Raw genomic sequence first — 2,275 nt, forward strand, 5'->3', positions numbered from 1 at the left:
TACGAGTCCCACAACGATTGTCAAAGTGCCTTGCGAGTGATGCATGAGATGTGGTCATTCACTCGACAAGTGAGAGAGAACAGGGGGAACGTGCTGTGAGTCAGACCGTGTTGCCGAAGAACGTCAGTGATTTTATTCGCATGGAATCGGGTGCTCAACTGTTCATGATGATGTTGGAGAATGCCCTCGGTCATTCACTCAACAGAATCAATCCTGTGGATCGGGCAAACATGGAGCGCGGGTACGGCCATGATTTGACGGTTGAATTGGACTTGGAGGAACTGATAAATCACCTATCTCTGATTCGTGTGGTCTCGAATCTAAACAGTCGAGCAGAGGAAATCCTGATCAACTACTGGGCATCGGATGATGGTGCTGTTTTTTTGGCAGACGCAAGGAGATATGTAGCAGACGCGTTACGGATTGCACCACAAGAGCACCCGGAGAGAGGGAGGGCGTACAAAAACTTTGCGTACCTCCTGTTTGCGAGGAATAAAACGAATGCTGCCTGTGAGTTGATTAAGCGGGCAACGGATATCTTCCAGCATAACGGGCTTGTGGAACAGATCGACGAACTTCTTGAAATGCTCTCGACTCGAACAGAAACTGAATGCAAGGTGTTGGGTTAACGTTGCAGCGGTGCTCAGAGAGAGCATAATGGACAGTAGTGGGCAACCGATTGGCTACCCTTTTTCTTTTGAGTAGTGTTACAGCCGATGCTCTTCCCCTAGTTTGGTTCCTTGTTGCAATCCGATCATATTCCGAGAACGTCCGTTCTCGTTTTGTATGCTGGAACGTGCGTACGCGTACTTATTTCAAGAGTAGCAAAAGACCCCTCGTTCAAGGGGTCTTTTGCCTTCTAGTAGGATTGCAAAACGGAATAAGCGTTCTTCATGCTCGCGTGGCCGCTGTTGCTATCATCATAGATGTTATAAGCCAAAACAGCCGCTGTGCCCGCGCCACCCAGCGCGCCTATGACTGTTGCGGCGGTCAGAACCGTGATTCCGAGTGTAGTCATTAATGCGGCGCCGTTCTGAACGATACCAGCACGTTGATTCGCAACATCTGTAGCGTAGGTGATGAAGGAAGAGACTTTAAATGTGTAGTTGCTGTAAGCGGATAATTTCGATCCTATCGAATAGTCCATAAAGAAGTTAGCATCCGGATAGCCGTACATTTCGAAGTAACCAGGTGAATACTCATCGTAGTAGGTTAGCCAAGAACTTCCGCCGGATTGTAGCGTCGGTTTCTGTGCATAGAACTGTTCACTGGCGTATTTCGTCAGATCCAACTTGACACCATTCTCGAAGATGTCACCGTCTTTTGTGAAAGTAAAAGAATCAACCTTTTGTTTTGGCTTCACTGCGATCGATGCTTTGGGATCGCGCGGGTACTCTACTGAAAATGAAACGACCTTATTTCCCTCCGCTGTATACTTGATGTCTTGCTTGACAGTCTTTTGCGGAGCGGTTCCTTCAACAAGGGGTGGAATAGTGGGTGTACTCTGAGTGGCGTTTGCAGTTCCTACTGTGGTAAACAAGATAGAAGCGGCGATTGGTAGAGCGATAATCTTTTTCATTTCGAACCTCCGATAGATGGTCTTATTTATAAGAGAATATTATCAAATAAATATAAATTGGTCAATTATTAAAAATGATAGTGCGATATTCGTGTTCATGTTATTATATAGTGTGTATTGAGTTAGGAGGCGGTCTGATGTTCAAAATTATAGCTATTCTTGCTTTGATCGTGTTTAATCTATATCTGTTGTTGGGCACTAAGAAACTAAACAAGGCAGAACGCTCTGGGGCAGTAGTAATCTTGCTAATTGATGTATATCTTTTGATCACAACGATCAGTCACTGAAACTCCGACACTTACAATCGGAGTTTTTTCTACTATTTTTCATTTAGTAGTATTCTGAGATTATGTATCAAGCCCAAGAAATGTTGCCACCAGGTCTGGTTGAATTGTCTTGTAGCCGCTCCGTTTTCTCGACAGGGAAATTGAGAGGATACACAACGCGGGTGATCTCGTCCTTGACCCGTTCCTCGGTAAGCGAATAATACTCCCCAATGTCAACACCAGTTGAAAATTCCTCAAAAACGCCGTTTGAAAATTCCCTTGTTTCGCCGCTAGAGAAATGGCAGCAGAAAGAGAATAATGGACATTAGTGGGCAACCGATTGGTTGTCCTTTTTCTTTTGAGTAGAACTATTTATAATACTTTTAGATATGCACTAGTACTAAAATATTTTATAATATAAAAATAATTT

The 2,275-nt window shown here is 44.2% G+C and carries 2 protein-coding genes; one reads left to right on the forward strand and one right to left on the reverse strand.

Features of this window, described 5'->3' with window-relative positions; all coding sequences use genetic code 11:
• Window positions 1-95: 95 nt before the first annotated feature.
• A complete protein-coding gene (locus EL26_RS22920) occupies window positions 96-629 on the forward strand; it encodes a hypothetical protein (protein WP_038094785.1) in 534 nt (177 codons plus the stop codon).
• A 230-nt stretch (window positions 630-859) separates the two neighbouring features.
• Here the strand turns inward: EL26_RS22920 and EL26_RS22925 are convergent, their stop codons facing one another.
• Window positions 860-1,579 carry a hypothetical protein gene (locus EL26_RS22925; protein ID WP_038094787.1) on the reverse strand — a complete coding sequence of 240 codons (720 nt, stop codon included), beginning with the start codon at window positions 1,577-1,579 and terminating at the stop codon, window positions 860-862.
• Window positions 1,580-2,275: the final 696 nt, after the last annotated feature.

It is taken from the genome of Tumebacillus flagellatus (genome assembly GCF_000714935.1).
Taxonomy (GTDB): Bacteria; Bacillota; Bacilli; order Tumebacillales; family Tumebacillaceae; genus Tumebacillus; species Tumebacillus flagellatus.

Bases quoted from the DNA above. Each gene is read 5' to 3' on its own strand.
- EL26_RS22925 (WP_038094787.1), bottom strand. From the start codon at position 1,579: ATGAAAAAGATTATCGCTCTACCAATCGCCGCTTCTATCTTGTTTACC.